The sequence below is a fragment of the Halolamina sediminis genome (assembly GCF_001282785.1).
In the GTDB taxonomy this organism is placed as follows: Archaea; Halobacteriota; Halobacteria; order Halobacteriales; family Haloferacaceae; genus Halolamina; species Halolamina sediminis.
Genome location: NZ_CVUA01000001.1, coordinates 341809 through 354483 on the forward strand (window position 1 = coordinate 341809; position 12675 = coordinate 354483).

General features: G+C 69.6%; 14 protein-coding genes. 7 read left to right on the top strand and 7 right to left on the bottom strand.

The genetic code is table 11. The features are described 5' to 3' along the window. The first annotated feature begins 25 nt into the window (after positions 1 to 25). Positions 26 to 532, top strand: a complete 507-nt coding sequence (locus tag BN1959_RS01790; protein WP_053947013.1) for an HAD family hydrolase — start codon at positions 26 to 28, stop codon at positions 530 to 532. Position 533: 1 nt separating this feature from the next. Here the strand turns inward: BN1959_RS01790 and BN1959_RS01795 are convergent, their stop codons facing one another. Both BN1959_RS01795 and BN1959_RS01800 read right to left on the bottom strand, forming a co-directional pair. Beyond that, positions 534 to 770, bottom strand: coding sequence for a DUF5822 domain-containing protein (locus tag BN1959_RS01795; protein WP_053947014.1), 237 nt, complete (start codon positions 768 to 770; stop codon positions 534 to 536). Beyond that, a complete protein-coding gene (locus tag BN1959_RS01800; protein ID WP_053947015.1) occupies positions 770 to 1540 on the bottom strand; it encodes an alpha/beta fold hydrolase in 771 nt (256 codons plus the stop codon). Before BN1959_RS01800 ends, BN1959_RS01795 begins: the two co-directional genes overlap by 1 nt. A gap of 169 nt (positions 1541 to 1709) precedes the next feature. Here BN1959_RS01800 and BN1959_RS01805 point away from each other — a divergent pair, with 169 nt between their 5' ends. Together BN1959_RS01805 and BN1959_RS01810 are read left to right on the top strand one after the other, a co-directional pair. Next, on the top strand, positions 1710 to 1961 hold the full coding sequence (locus tag BN1959_RS01805; protein ID WP_053947016.1) for a DUF7127 family protein: 252 nt from the start codon (positions 1710 to 1712) through the stop codon (positions 1959 to 1961). Next, positions 1958 to 4237 carry a CDC48 family AAA ATPase gene (locus BN1959_RS01810; protein ID WP_053947017.1) on the top strand — a complete coding sequence of 760 codons (2280 nt, stop codon included), beginning with the start codon at positions 1958 to 1960 and terminating at the stop codon, positions 4235 to 4237. Before BN1959_RS01805 ends, BN1959_RS01810 begins: the two co-directional genes overlap by 4 nt. A gap of 49 nt (positions 4238 to 4286) precedes the next feature. Here the strand turns inward: BN1959_RS01810 and BN1959_RS01815 are convergent, their stop codons facing one another. Then, a complete protein-coding gene (locus tag BN1959_RS01815) occupies positions 4287 to 5252 on the bottom strand; it encodes an oxidoreductase (protein WP_053947018.1) in 966 nt (321 codons plus the stop codon). A 115-nt stretch (positions 5253 to 5367) separates the two neighbouring features. Between BN1959_RS01815 and BN1959_RS01820 the strand changes: the two genes are divergently transcribed. From BN1959_RS01820 to BN1959_RS01830, 3 genes are all read left to right on the top strand, one after another. Then, positions 5368 to 6105, top strand: coding sequence for an ABC transporter ATP-binding protein (locus BN1959_RS01820; protein WP_053947019.1), 738 nt, complete (start codon positions 5368 to 5370; stop codon positions 6103 to 6105). Next, a complete protein-coding gene (locus BN1959_RS01825; RefSeq protein ID WP_053947020.1) occupies positions 6098 to 7561 on the top strand; it encodes a hypothetical protein in 1464 nt (487 codons plus the stop codon). The genes BN1959_RS01820 and BN1959_RS01825 overlap by 8 nt, the downstream gene beginning before the upstream one ends. 63 nt (positions 7562 to 7624) lie before the next feature. Beyond that, positions 7625 to 9346: a glutamate--tRNA ligase gene (locus BN1959_RS01830; protein WP_053947021.1), complete on the top strand. Its 1722-nt coding sequence runs from the start codon at positions 7625 to 7627 to the stop codon at positions 9344 to 9346. Between the two features lie 11 nt (positions 9347 to 9357). Here BN1959_RS01830 and BN1959_RS01835 read toward each other — a convergent pair whose 3' ends face one another. Next, the gene (locus tag BN1959_RS01835) at positions 9358 to 9771 is read right to left on the bottom strand and encodes an EamA family transporter (protein ID WP_053947022.1); all 414 of its coding nucleotides are present in this window, start codon (positions 9769 to 9771) and stop codon (positions 9358 to 9360) included. Between the two features lie 61 nt (positions 9772 to 9832). Continuing rightward, complete coding sequence (locus tag BN1959_RS01840; RefSeq protein WP_053947023.1) at positions 9833 to 10276, bottom strand: NUDIX hydrolase; 444 nt, start codon at positions 10274 to 10276, stop codon at positions 9833 to 9835. A gap of 80 nt (positions 10277 to 10356) precedes the next feature. On the opposite strand from BN1959_RS01840, the gene BN1959_RS01845 reads away from it, so the two are divergent. Continuing rightward, a complete protein-coding gene (locus tag BN1959_RS01845) occupies positions 10357 to 11673 on the top strand; it encodes an aminotransferase family protein (protein ID WP_053947024.1) in 1317 nt (438 codons plus the stop codon). 36 nt (positions 11674 to 11709) lie between these two features. Here the strand turns inward: BN1959_RS01845 and BN1959_RS01850 are convergent, their stop codons facing one another. Further along, a complete protein-coding gene (locus BN1959_RS01850) occupies positions 11710 to 11955 on the bottom strand; it encodes a DUF5816 domain-containing protein (protein ID WP_202594632.1) in 246 nt (81 codons plus the stop codon). A 39-nt stretch (positions 11956 to 11994) separates the two neighbouring features. Further along, the gene (locus BN1959_RS01855) at positions 11995 to 12663 is read right to left on the bottom strand and encodes an SDR family NAD(P)-dependent oxidoreductase (protein ID WP_053947025.1); all 669 of its coding nucleotides are present in this window, start codon (positions 12661 to 12663) and stop codon (positions 11995 to 11997) included. Positions 12664 to 12675: the final 12 nt, after the last annotated feature.

Genomic DNA, 12675 nt, shown 5'->3' on the forward strand with positions numbered 1-12675 from the left:
CTCGCTGAACCGCCTCCCTCCCGACATGCACCCAGTGGTCTACGACCTCGACGGCACGCTCGTCTCCCTCCCCGTCGACTGGGGGCGGGCGCGCGACGACCTCGCCGCCGACCTCCGTGACTGCGGCCTCGAAGCCGGTGAGGGCGACCTCTGGAGTCTGCTCGAACTCGCCGAGCGCACCGGCCACCGCGACCGCTTCGAGGCGGTCGTGGGGGAACACGAGCGTGCCGCTGCCCGGGAGGCGCCCGCGCTGGCGCTGGCCGAGGAGCTCCGCGGCCACGACGGCCCCGTGGGCGTCTGTTCGCTCAACAGCGAGGCCGCCTGCCGGATCGCGCTCGATCGGCACGGACTCACCCCCGACGCGGTCGTCGGTCGGGACACGGTCGGGAGCTACAAGCCCGACCCCGAGCCGCTGCTCGCGACGCTGTCGGCGATGGGCGTCGACGCCGGCGAGGCGCTGTTCGTCGGCGACTCGGAGCGCGATCGGGAGACGGCCGAGCGGGCCGGCGTGCGGTTCCGGTGGGTCGAGTGAGCTACTCGTCGGCGTTCCGGCGCGCGTACAGGTAGACACAGAGCCCCGTGAGCACCCACACCGGCGCGCCCACGCGGACCGCGAAGGAGAGCCGCGAGCCCCAGTCGGGCAGCGCCACCTGCGTCGACAGCAGCGCCACCAGCGGCGCGCCGACGACGATCGTCAGCACGAACGTCATCTGCATCACCCAGCCGAAGTCGACGCCGTCGGGGTCGGTCGTGGCGACGTGTTCGGGCATCAGATCCGGTCGAGGAACGACTCCAGCGCGCTGTTGAACGCCGCGGGCTGTTCGAGCATCGCCAGGTGGGCGGCGTCGTCGATCGTCGCGAGCTCGCAGTCGGGGATCGACTCGGCCAGCGCCTCGTGGTAGTGCGGCGGCGTGAGTTTGTCGTGCTCGCCGACGACCGCCAGCGTCGGCACGTCGATCGCCTCCAGCCGGTCGCGCACGTCGAAGCTGTGACAGCTCCGGAAGTCCCGGGCGGTGACCGCCTGTCCGGTCTCGCGCATCGCCGCCTCGCTGATCTCGACCAGTTCGTCGTCGGGGTCGTGAAACAGCCGGTCTGCGCCGTGCAGGAACTCCACCGCACGGTCGAAATCCGACTCCAGCCAGACGAGCAGGTCGTCGAGCACCGGCAGGCGTGCGCCCGTTCCCGCGAGCACGAGGCCGTCGAGGTCGAGATCGCGGTCCAGCGCGACGAGCATCGCGACGGCCCCCCCGAGAGAGTTGCCACAGAGCACGCGATCGCCAGTCTCCTCGGCGACGGCGACCACGTCGTCGGCGTAGCCCGACAGCGCCTCGTACCCCGCCTGTGCGGGCAGCGACTCGCTCTCGCCGTGGTCGCTCAGATCCAGCGCCGTCACCGGCGTCCGGTCGGCCAGCCGCGACTGGGACTTCCAGACGCCCGCGTTCCCGCCGCTCCCGTGAACACAGAGCAGCCCCGGTCCGTCGTCGGTTCGTCCCGAACGACGGTACGAGATCCCTCGGTCGTGATGCGAAACCCGCTTCATACCGTCGTGTCACCCGCGGCGAGCATAAATCCGCGGGACCGCTGGGCACCCCAGCGAGGGCGAACCGGAATGGAACCGCTACCTCACCCGTAATCCTGCGACCTGCCGCCCTCGTGCGTTTTCTTGGCGGAAGAGTTAAATAGCTACCCCGGTTACTTGGAGTTAGCTAATGACCACTCACCAACGCAGTATCAGTGACGAGGAGTTCGGGCGGGTCTACGAGTACGACGAGAGTCTCGTGGTCGCGCTCGATCTCGCCGACGCCGAGGGGGAGGTCGCCGTCGACACGGTCGGCGAGACCGCCATCGTCGTGATCGAGCGGCCGGACGGCACGACGACGGAGTCGGAGTTCGAGCTCCCGGGGGAGGCGCGTGAGACGACCGTCAACAACGGCGTGCTGACCGTGGAGGTAGCGAAATGAAGCTCACGGTCAAGCCGCTGAAGCAGAAAGACGCGGGCCGCCGACTGGCGGCGGTCGACCGCGTCGCCGCCGACGAGATGGATCTCTCCGGCGGCGACTTCATCCGTATCGAGGGCCAGCAGGGCGCCGCGATCGCCCGCGTCTGGCCGGGCTACCCGGAGGACGACGGCACGGGCGTCGTGCGCATCGACGGCCGGCTGCGACAGGAGGCTAGCGTCGGCATCGACGACCGCGTCGAGGTCGAGCCCGCCGACGTGAACCCCGCCGACAGCGTTACCGTGGCGCTCCCCCAGAACATGGGGATCCGCGGCGACATCGGCAGCCTCGTCCGGAAGGAGCTCTCCGGCCAGCCCGTCACGACCGGGCAGGACGTCCAGCTGCCGCTGGGCTTCGGCCTGATGGGCGGGCAGGGGCAGGCGGTGCCCCTGAAGATCGCCGAGACCGATCCCAGCGGGACGGTCGTGATCACTGACTCCACCGAGGTGGAGATCAGCCAGCAGCCCGCCGAGCAGATCCGCGAGGAGCGCGGCGCGGCGGCCGGCGCCGGCGGCTCGGCCACCGAGGGCCCCGACGTGGCCTACGAGGACATCGGCGGCCTCGACGACGAGCTCGAACAGGTCCGGGAGATGATCGAGCTCCCGATGCGCCACCCCGAGCTGTTCGGCCGGCTGGGAATCGAACCCCCGAAGGGCGTGCTGCTGCACGGCCCGCCGGGCACGGGGAAGACGCTGATCGCGAAGGCCGTCGCCAACGAGATCGACGCCTCGTTCCACACCATCTCGGGGCCCGAGATCATGTCGAAGTACTACGGTGAGTCCGAGGAGCAGCTCCGCGAGGTGTTCGAGGAGGCCCAAGAGCAGAGCCCCGCGATCATCTTCATGGACGAGCTCGACGCCATCGCCCCCGCGCGTGACGAGGCCGGCGGCGACGTTGAGCGCCGCGTCGTGGCCCAGCTGCTCAGCCTGATGGACGGGCTGGAGGAGCGCGGCGAGATCGTCGTGATCGGCGCGACCAACCGCGTCGACGCCATCGACCCCGCGCTGCGCCGCGGCGGCCGCTTCGACCGCGAGATCGAGGTCGGCGTGCCGGACACCCACGGCCGCGAGGAGATCCTGCAGGTCCACACGCGCAACATGCCACTGGCCGACGACGTGGACATCGAGTCGCTCGCGGAGAACACCCACGGGTTCGTCGGCGCGGACCTGGAGTCGCTGGCCAAGGAGTCGGCGATGATCGCGCTCCGGCGGTTCCGTCCCGAACTCGACCTCGAAGCCGACGAGATCGACGCCGAGACGCTCGAACGCCTCGACGTCACCGAGGACGACTTCAAGAAGGCGCTGCGTGGGATCGAGCCCAGCGCCCTGCGCGAGGTGTTCGTCGAGGTCCCAGACATCACCTGGAACGACGTCGGTGGCCTCGAAGGCACGAAGGAGCGCCTGCGCGAGACGATCCAGTGGCCGCTCGACTACCCCGACGTGTTCGAGCAGATGGACGTCGACAGCGCGAAGGGCGTGCTGCTGTACGGCCCGCCCGGCACCGGGAAGACCCTGCTCGCGAAGGCCGTCGCGAACGAGGCCGAGAGCAACTTCATCTCGGTGAAAGGGCCGGAACTGCTGGACAAGTACGTCGGCGAGTCCGAGAAGGGCGTCCGCGAGATCTTCAGCAAGGCCCGCGAGAACGCCCCGACGGTGGTGTTCTTCGACGAGATCGACGCCATCGCGACCGAGCGCGGGAAGAACTCCGGCGACTCCGGCGTGGGCGAACGCGTCGTCTCCCAGCTACTGACGGAGCTCGACGGGCTCGAGGAGCTGGAGGACGTGGTCGTCGTCGCGACCACGAACCGCCCGGACCTGATCGACAGCGCACTGATCCGCCCCGGCCGGCTGGACCGCCACGTCCACGTCCCCGTGCCCGACGAGGAGGCGCGCCGCGCGATCCTCGACGTCCACACGCGTGACAAGCCGCTTGCCGACGACGTGGATCTCGACGACATCGCGGCCCGTACCGACAACTACGTCGGCGCCGATCTGGAGGCGCTGGCCCGCGAGGCGTCGATGAACGCCACCCGAGAGTTCATCAACAGCGTCGACCCCGAGGAGGCCACCGAGAGCGTGGGCAACGTCCGCGTGACGATGAACCACTTCGAGGACGCGCTGAACGAGGTGGTCCCCTCGGTGACCGAGGAGACCAAAGAGCAGTACGAGGAGATCGAGCAGCGCTTCAAGCGCAGCGAGCCCCCCGAGGAGCAGGAGCCCGCCGCGCCGACGTTCCAGTAACGGCGTCGCGAACGCCGTGGACCGCTTTTTCGGGTTTTCGACGGAGTAGCTACGCGTCGGGGAGATCGTACTCGACGCCGCTCAGCTCCTCGGAGACGTCCCAGAGCCGTGCTGCCGTCTCCTCGTCGTACGACGCCGCGCTCGACTCCTGTTTCTCCGGCGCGCCGCGCATGTTCAGCAGCCCGCCGGGGCCGACGTACTCTCCCCCGGAGATCCCCTCCTCCGTCGCCGCGAAGAGCATCGGGAGTGCGCCCTTGGCGGCTGATTGGCCCAACACCGCGTTGGCACCCTTCATCGCGAGCAGGCGGAGCGTCGACCCCTCCTCCTCGGGGCCGCGGAACTGGAGATTGGTGTCGGCGTACCCGGGGTGGCAGCCGACGCTGGTGACGTTCTCGCCGGCGGCCTCGAACCGGCGGTCCAGTTCGTACGCGAACAGGAGGTTCGCCAGCTTGCTCTGGGCGTAGGCGTCCCACTTGTCGTAGGACTGCCCGCGCTGGAGGTCGTCGAACTCGATCTCGCCCTGCTCGTGGACGCCGCTGCTCTGGGTGACCACCCTGGTCTCGCCCGCCGTGTCCCGGAGATGGTCGAGGAGGTAGCCCGTGAGCGCGAAGTGGCCGAGGTGGTTGATGCCGAACTGGCGCTCGAACCCGTCCGCGGTCTCCCCGCGGGGGACCGCCATCACGCCGGCGTTGTTACAGAGCACGTGCAGCTCGTCGAACCGCTCGGCGAACTGCTCGGCGAAGCGTGCGATCGAGTCCAGGTCCGCGAGATCCAGCTCCACCACCGTCAGCGAGCCCGTGTCGGGCGCCGACGCCCACGCGGGCCCGTCGGCGAGGGTCGCCCGGATCTCCTCGGCGGCGGCCTCGGCCCGGTCGAGGCTCCGGCAGGCCATCACTACGTCGGCGCCGTGGCCCGCGAACGCCTCGGTGGCCTCGTAGCCGAGCCCGCTGTTCGCGCCGGTGACGACGACGGTGCTGTCGGTCTGCTCGGGCATCGACGACCGGTCCCAGCTCATAGCTGAACGTTCGGTCAGGATCCGGGTAACGGTTCCGGTGCCGGTGACGGCGCCGATTTTCAACGTCGATAGTCGCGGCGGACGAACTATCCGCCCCCCGACTGAACGGGCGTTCATGAGCGTGATCCGGACCGACGACCTGCGGAAGTCCTACGGCGACGTGGCCGCACTGGACGGCCTCTCACTGTCGGTCGAGTCGGGGGAGCTGTACGGGCTGCTCGGTCCCAACGGCGCCGGGAAGACGACGACGATGAGCGTGCTGACTGGCCAGACCGTCGCCGATTCGGGGGAGGCCGAGGTACTCGGCGTCGATCCCGAGGCCGAGCCCGTCGGCGTGCGCGAGCGGGTGGGGATCCTGCCCGAGAAGGAGTCGCCGCCGAGCTTCTCGACGCCCCGGGAGTACTTCCAGTTCGTCGGCGCCGTCCGCGGGATGGCCGACGAGACGGTCGACGAGCGAACCGAGACGTGGGCCCAACGCCTGAGCTTCGCCGAGAAGCTCGACACGCTGTCGACGGATCTCTCCCGCGGGCAGCAGCAGAAGACGATGATCGCCGGCGCGTTCCTCCACGAGCCCGAGGTGGTGTTCATCGACGAGCCGCTCGCCAACCTCGATCCGATCGTCCAGGAGCGCGTCAAGCGCTTCCTCACGAACTACCGCGAGGCGGGCAACACCGTCGTCGTCTCCACCCACAACGTCGAGGTCGCGGCGGAGCTCTGCTCGCGGGTGGGGGTCGTCAACGCCGGCGAGCTGGTCGCGGAGGTCGTGCCGAGCGAACTGGGCGAGGATCGGACGCTGCTCGACGTGTTCGTCGAGCACGTCGACGACGAGACGGCGTGGGCCGGCGATGAGTGAGGCCGCGAGCGGTCCCGGCGGCGACCAGCCGAGCCGGTGGGAGCGGGACAAACTGGTGTTCCGCGAGATGCTGCGCGAGGAGTGGCGGCTGCACAGCGAACTGCTCGGCGGTGGCCGCTTCGGCGCGTTCCCGCTGCTCGTCGTCGTGCTGGTCGCGGGGGCGGTCTGGCTGCTCGACTTCACCGGCACCGATCCCGGCGCCGTCGTCGCCGGGATGCACGCGCTGGCGCTCGTCTTCGGCCTCCACACCGGCTCGATCGGCTTTATCGGCCGCGACGCGGTGGGGAACGTGCTCGGCGACGTGACGCTGCTCGTGTTCTCCGGGCGCACGCTCCCGCTCTCGCAGGGGCGCCTGCTGGCGATCTTCGTCCTCAAGGACGTGGTGTACTACGCCGGGCTGTTCCTGCTCCCGATGGCCGTCGGCGTCGCGCCCGCCGCGCTCGCGGGTGCCGGGGTCGGCCTCGCGGCGGTCCCGCTGCTCTGGGTCACGCTCGTCACGACGTTCGTGCTCGGGATCGGAATCACGATCGCCGGCGTCGGGCTGTCGGCGACGGGGCTGCCGGGGCGTGCGCTCTTGCTCGTGCTCCTCGGCGGCGGCGTCGCCGCGTGGTACACGGGCGTCCCGGTACTCAGCTACACGCCCTACGGGCTCTATCTGGATCCGGGGCTCGCGAGTGCCGGTACCTCGGCGGCGCTGATCCTCGCCGCCTACGCCGTCGGCGCCGCGACGTTCGACCCGCAAGTCCAGTCGGCGGATCGCTCGGTCGGCCCGGATTTCCGCCGCTGGCTCGCCCGCGTCGACGACCCCGTGGCGGCGAAGACGTTGCTTGACGTCCACCGCAGCTCCGGCGGCTTCGGGAAGGTGCTGTTCTCCGCGGCGATCCTGCTCGGCGTGACGGCCGGGTTGGTCGACCTCGCGGCGGACATCACCGGCGTCGCCCCCTCCGTCGGCGTCTCCTTCGGCGCGGTGCTGGGACTGACTGGGTTCACGACGTACAACTGGCTCACCACGAACGACGGCGTGGAGCGCTATCTCGCCCACCCACTCGACGCCGAAGCCGTGTTCCACGGGAAGCTCCGGGCGTTCCTGCTGCTCGGGCCCGCGGTGGGGCTGGCGTTCTACGCATTGGGGGTGCTCTGGCGTGGGACGCCGATCGCCGAGGCCGTCGTCGGCGCCGTCGTGCTCGTCGGCGTCGCCACCTACGTGTTCGGGCTGACGATCTATCTCGCCGGACTGTCGCCCAACGAGTTCCTGTTCGATACGGGGCTGTACGCCGCCTTCGGCGCCGCCGTCGCCGTCCCGCTGGTGCCGATTCTCGTGGTCGCGTTCGCGCTCGCGCCGGTATCGTCGGCGCTGCTGGTGGGGTTGGCCGTCAGTGGCGCGCTGTTGGGTGCCGTCGGGATGGGGCTCTACCGCCGTTCGCTGACGAAGTGGGGCGAGTACCACCGGGCGTAGACTCGCTGGCGCTGCCGTCCGATTCACACCCCTTTTTGCGAAGCCGAGCAGTACTCCCCGCTAATGGACGAAGATCTCCGCGAGCGGGTCGAACGGGAGGCCGAGAAGCACGCCCTGTTCAACGCGCTCGAACACGGCAGCGACGCCGAGGTCGGCCCGATCATGGGGCCGCTGATGGGCGAGAACCCCGACTTCCGCGAACACGGCGATCAGATCGCGGGCGTCGTCGCCCCGGTCGTCTCGCGGGTCAACGGGATGAACGCCGACGAGCAGGAACAGCGCCTCGAAGAACTGGACGAGGCGCTGTACGAGGAGCTGATGGCCGAGGAGGAGGAGGACGACCAGATCCTCCCCGACCTGCCCAACGCCGAGGCGTACGACGAGATCCGGATGCGCGCGGCGCCGAACCCCAACGGCCCGTGGCACCTCGGCCACGCCCGCATGCCGTCGGTGATGGGCACCTACACCGAAGAGATCTACGACGGCCACTTCATCGTCCGGTTCGACGACACCGACCCCGAGACCAAGCGGCCGGATCTCGACGCCTACGACGCGATCCTCGACGACATCGAGTACCTCGGCTTCACGCCCGACGAGGTGCTCAAAGCCTCCGACCGTGTGGAGACGTACTACGAACACGCCCGGAACCTCATCGACGCCGGCGGCGCGTACACCTGCTCCTGCTCGGGCGAGACGTTCTCGGAGCTCAAAAACGACGCCGAGGCCTGTCCGCACCGCGACAAGGATCAGGAGACCGTTCACGAGGAGTTCGACGCGATGGTCGGCGGCGAGTACTCCTCCGGCGAGATGGTGCTGCGGGTGAAAACCGACATCGAGCACAAGAACCCCGCGCTGCGTGACTGGGTCGCGTTCCGGATGGTCGACACCCCGCACCCGAGAGAAGCAGCCAGCGAGTACCGCTGCTGGCCGATGCTCGACTTCCAGTCCGGCATCGACGACCACCTCACCGGCGTCACCCACATCATCCGCGGGATCGACCTGCAGGACTCCGCGAAGCGCCAGCGGTTCGTCTACGACTACTTCGACTGGGAGTATCCGGAGGTGCTCCACTGGGGGCACGTCCAGATCGACGCCTACGACGTGAAGATGAGCACGTCGACGATCATCGAGAAGATCGAGAACGGCGAACTCTCGGGCTGGGACGATCCGCGAGCGCCGACCATCGCCTCCGTCCGCCGCCGTGGGGTTCGGGGCAAAGCGCTCGTGGGCGCGATGCTCGAACTCGGGCTCTCCACCTCCGACGTTGACCTCGCGATGTCGGCGGTGTACTCCAACAACCGCGAACTGATCGACGACGACGCCGACCGTCGGTTCTTCGTCCGCGACGGCGTCGAACTCCCGATCGCGGGCGGCCCCGACGTCGCCAATCCGCCGCTGCATCCCGACCACGAGGATCGCGGGACGCGGGACATCCCCGTGGGCGACGCGGTGCTCGTCGAGGAGCAGGACCTGCCCGAGGAGGGCGACAAGGTCTGGCTCAAAGGGTTCGGTCCGGTGGAGCGCACCGGCGACGGCTTCGAGCACACCGACGACGATCTGGAGGTCGTGAAAAGCGGCGAGGTGGACGTGATCCACTGGGTCCCCGCGGGCGAGAGCGTCCCGGTTCGGCTGCGGACGATGGAGGGCGACGAGACCGGCCACGCGGAGCCGGGGTACGCCGAGTACGACGAAGACGAGATGCTGCAGTTCGAGCGCGTTGGGTTCACACGAGTCGACGAGCAGAACGAGGACGACGAGTCGCTGGCGTACTACGCCCACCCGTAGTCCGAACCGCGTCAGGACGCGATCAGGACGACCGCGACGATCGCGAGCCCGATCCCGGCGACGTTCGCCGTGCTGAGGTCGGCCTCGAAGTAGAGCACACCGACGATCACGGGGATCACGAAGTACAGCGCGGCGATCGCCGACACGATCGCGACGCTCCCCCGTTCGAGCGCGGCGTAGAAGCTGATCGAACCGATCGCGAGAAACGCCCCCGACAGCAGCGCGAATCCGACGTCCGTCCCGCTGCCGGAGATCGGCCGGCGCATCCAGAGCACGTAGCCGCCGACGAGGGTGATGCTCGCCACGTAGGAGAGGAAGACGGCGTTCACCGCCGACAGCGACCGAGTCGCGACGCCGGCAGTCACCGCCCACCCGCCGAACAGCACCAGCGCGCCGAACGCGAGCACGATCCCGAGACTGATCACGTCAGAGGGAGCCGAACCGGACGGACAAACTCTTCGTTCCCGACGCCGGTCCGTTTCGCGTCTACGACCGGTACTCGACCACTTCCGCCAACAGTTCTGCCGTCCACGGCGGCGTGTCCGGGTCGTCGATCACGGCGTCGGCGCTGCGCCACTCGACGGCCGCGACCTCCGCGGGGTCGGCGACGTGTGCCTCGCCGTCGGCGTAGTCGGCAGTGACGACGACGTTCAGACACGTCGGCCCGTAGTCGAGTTCGAACGTCGTGCTCGTCACCTGCTCGACGTGCTCGATCTCGACGCCGGCCTCCTCGCGGGCCTCGCGTTTCGCGGTCGCGTCGAGCACGTCCGACTCTCCCGGACCGGCCTCCACTTTCCCGCCGGGGAACCCCAGCATCCCGGGTGCGTGCTCCTCGCCGTCGCTCCGGACAATCACGAGGTACTCGGTGCCGTCGACCCCTTCGCGGGCGATCACGGGGTCGACGTTGACGACGTACTGTGGCTCGGGCATGGTCGGACCTGCGGTCGAACGGCGGAAACCGTTACGGACGGCTGAGACAGATTTATCCGAGGGTGTTGCCACGCTACCGTATGACACGATCGGGCCGGAACCGAAACATCCCCCACTGGTACGCCGGCGACGGCGAGGGCGACGTGCTCTCGATCACGTCCGGCGAGGGTGCCCGCGTCACCGACGACGCCGGCGAGGAGTATCTCGACTTCGTGGCACAGCTGTACTGCGTGAACGCCGGCCACTCCTGTGAGCCGATCGTCGACGCGATGGCCGAGCAGGCCCGGAAGATCCCGTACGTCTCCTCCTCGAAGACCACCCCGGCGCGCGACGAGCTCGCGGCGCGGCTGGCCGACCGCGCGCCGGGCGGCCTGAACGACGTGTTCTTCTCGATCTCGGGCAGCGAGGCCAACGAGTCGGCGATCCAGATCGCCCGGGAGCAGCAGGACGCCACGACGGTGCTGACGCGCTGGCGCTCCTACCACGGGTCGACGTACGCCGCCGGCGGGCTCTCCGGCGATCCCGAGACTCGCTCCGTCGTCGAACGCCACGCGGCCACGACCGGGACCGGGAAGTTCCTCCCGCCGATGGTCCACGACTCCCCCTTCGACGGCGACACGCCGGCGGAGATCGGCCAGCAGGCCGCCGACCACCTGGAGTTCGTGATCAAAAACGAGGGGCCGGACTCGGTCGCGGCCGTGCTCACCGAGCCGATCGCGGGCACCTCCGGCGCCTACCCGGCGCCGCCGGGCTACTTCGAGCGCGTCCGGGAGATCTGTGACGAGTACGACGTGCTGCTGCTCGTCGACGAGGTGATCTCCGGCTTCGGCCGCTGTGGCGACTGGTTCGGGATCGGAACGGAAGGCGTCGAGCCGGACATGATCACCTTCGCGAAGGGCGTCACGAGCGCGTACGCGCCGCTTGCGGGCGTGATCGCCCGCGAGGAGATCGCCGCCGGGATCCGCGAGGCGGGCCACCCGCTCGGGCAGACGTTCGCCGGCCACCCCGTCGCCTGCGCCGCGGGTAACGCCGCGATGGACGCCTACGCTGACGGGCTGATCGAGAACGGCCGCGAACTGGCGCCGTATCTGGAAGAGCGCCTCGGCGACCTCGAAGCGCGCTACGAGGAGGTGGCGACCGTCCACGGCCGAGGGCTGCTCTGGTCGGTCGTGTTCGCCGACCCCGAGACGGACGAGCCGTTCGTCGATCCGCGGGTCGAGCCGGACGCGGACAACCCCGTCGAGGACGTATGCGAGGTGGCACAGGACCACGGCGTGCTGTTCGGGACGGGTCGGCCCGCGACGCAGGTCATCTGCTCGCCGCCGCTCTGTATCGACCGCGCGGACGTGGACGAGGCCGTCGACGCACTGGCAGCGGGGATCGAGGCGGCGTTCTAAGCGGGTCAGTCAGCGAGAGCGGTCACGCGCCACGGTTCACTCGTGCGCCGCATCCCACTCGTCGGGCTTTTTCACGTTGCCACAGACGTTACACTCGATCCGGCCCATCGAGTCGACCGCGTTGTCGGTCGTCTCGCAGTTCTCACAGAAAAACCCCCAGCGCTGCTCGCCCGCCGCGGAGACGTACGCGACGAAGAAGGCCCCCTTCGAGCCTTTCTCGCCGTCGGTCCGGTCGACGTGGACCGTCTCCCCCTCCGCGGTCCGGATGGCCTCCAGTTGCATGCACGACCCAACGCGGGGCGGAGTGAAGAACGTACGGCTCTACCGCGTCGCGCGCTTCCACTCGGCGAGCCCGACGCGCTCGCCGTCCAGATCGTCCGTCCCGAGCGCCGTCGCCGCCCACCGGAACAGCCCGACCACGTCCGCAGGATCGCGCCCCTGCCCGCCCGTCAGATCGCTCGCGACGACGCCCGGATCGACGACGCCGACGGCCTGCTCGATCTCGGCGGCGAACTGCCGCGCCACGGCTTCCGCGGCGGCTTTCGACACCGCGTAGCCGCCGTAGCCCGGCTTCGCGTCCTGCGTGATCGATCCCGACGGGACCAGCACCCGCGCGTCGTCGGCGAGATGGGGCAGCGCCTCCTTCACCGCGACGAACACGCCGCGGGCGTTGGTTCGGTACTCGTCGTCGAACGCGGCGTACCCCTCTTCGGCGAGTCGCTGCTCGCCGGGATCGCCGTGGAACACACCAGCGCACGGCACCACGAGGTCGATCTCGCCAGTGCCGGCGGCGTCCTCCATCAGGTACTCGACGTCGAATTCGTCGCGGGCGTCGACGCGCATCGCCTCGACGCCGTCGCGGTCGTCGAACTGCCCCTCGTCGCTGTGGACGCCCGCGAACACTGTCGCCCCGTCGTCGGCGAACGCCTCGGTCAGTGCCCCGCCGATCGCGCCCCCGGCGCCGGTGACGACGACTGTGGAGTTCTCCATGGTGGCCCGAGG

What these genes read in the sequence shown, in the direction of transcription:
- BN1959_RS01790 (WP_053947013.1), top strand. Translation starts at nt 26, where the DNA reads ATGCACCCAGTGGTCTACGACCTCGACGGCACGCTCGTCTCCCTCCCC.
- BN1959_RS01795 (WP_053947014.1), bottom strand. Translation starts at nt 770, where the DNA reads ATGCCCGAACACGTCGCCACGACCGACCCCGACGGCGTCGACTTCGGC.
- BN1959_RS01800 (WP_053947015.1), bottom strand. Translation starts at nt 1,540, where the DNA reads ATGAAGCGGGTTTCGCATCACGACCGAGGGATCTCGTACCGTCGTTCG.
- BN1959_RS01805 (WP_053947016.1), top strand. Translation starts at nt 1,710, where the DNA reads ATGACCACTCACCAACGCAGTATCAGTGACGAGGAGTTCGGGCGGGTC.
- BN1959_RS01810 (WP_053947017.1), top strand. Translation starts at nt 1,958, where the DNA reads ATGAAGCTCACGGTCAAGCCGCTGAAGCAGAAAGACGCGGGCCGCCGA.
- BN1959_RS01815 (WP_053947018.1), bottom strand. Translation starts at nt 5,252, where the DNA reads ATGAGCTGGGACCGGTCGTCGATGCCCGAGCAGACCGACAGCACCGTC.
- BN1959_RS01820 (WP_053947019.1), top strand. Translation starts at nt 5,368, where the DNA reads ATGAGCGTGATCCGGACCGACGACCTGCGGAAGTCCTACGGCGACGTG.
- BN1959_RS01825 (WP_053947020.1), top strand. Translation starts at nt 6,098, where the DNA reads ATGAGTGAGGCCGCGAGCGGTCCCGGCGGCGACCAGCCGAGCCGGTGG.
- BN1959_RS01830 (WP_053947021.1), top strand. Translation starts at nt 7,625, where the DNA reads ATGGACGAAGATCTCCGCGAGCGGGTCGAACGGGAGGCCGAGAAGCAC.
- BN1959_RS01840 (WP_053947023.1), bottom strand. Translation starts at nt 10,276, where the DNA reads ATGCCCGAGCCACAGTACGTCGTCAACGTCGACCCCGTGATCGCCCGC.
- BN1959_RS01845 (WP_053947024.1), top strand. Translation starts at nt 10,357, where the DNA reads ATGACACGATCGGGCCGGAACCGAAACATCCCCCACTGGTACGCCGGC.
- BN1959_RS01850 (WP_202594632.1), bottom strand. Translation starts at nt 11,955, where the DNA reads ATGCAACTGGAGGCCATCCGGACCGCGGAGGGGGAGACGGTCCACGTC.
- BN1959_RS01855 (WP_053947025.1), bottom strand. Translation starts at nt 12,663, where the DNA reads ATGGAGAACTCCACAGTCGTCGTCACCGGCGCCGGGGGCGCGATCGGC.